This window comes from Paraburkholderia sp. JHI2823, from assembly GCF_038900695.1.
GTDB lineage: Bacteria > Pseudomonadota > Gammaproteobacteria > Burkholderiales > Burkholderiaceae > Paraburkholderia > Paraburkholderia mimosarum.
In genome coordinates, this window is sequence record NZ_JAYMRY010000247.1 from 1 (window position 1) to 457 (window position 457).

Consider the following 457-nt stretch of genomic DNA (forward strand, 5'->3'; position numbering starts at 1 on the left):
GATCAAGGCGAAGCTGGCCGAACTCGAGCGAGACCGCCCGATCGGCATCAAACTGTATTCGCTCTACGATCAGCCGCAGGTCGTCGACGACAGCGTGCGCGGCTTTATCTTCGACGTGTTCCTGTCGGTGGCGATCGTCGGTGTCGCGCTCGGCATCGCGCTCGGCTGGCGAGCGGGCGTCGTGCTAGGCGTGGAGCTGTTCCTGTCGATTCTTGGCACGCTGCTGGTCATGTACGCGGCGGGCATCGAGCTGCAGCGTATCTCGCTCGGCGCGCTGATCATCGTGATGGGCATGCTGACGGACAACAGCATCGTGGTGGTCGAGGGCATGCTCGTGAAGGTGCAGCGAGGCATGTCGCATCTCGCGGCGGCGACCGAAATTCTGAAGCAGAGCCAATGGCTTCTGCTCGCGTCGACCGTGGTGGGGATTCTGGCTTTCTCGGGCATCGGCCTGTCA

At 63.0% G+C, this 457-nt stretch carries 1 protein-coding gene; it reads left to right on the forward strand.

Translation table 11 applies throughout. The features are described from left to right. Positions 1-457, forward strand: a 457-nt coding sequence (locus tag VSR34_RS38535; RefSeq protein WP_342965249.1) for an efflux RND transporter permease subunit, incomplete at both ends; no start/stop codon positions are given.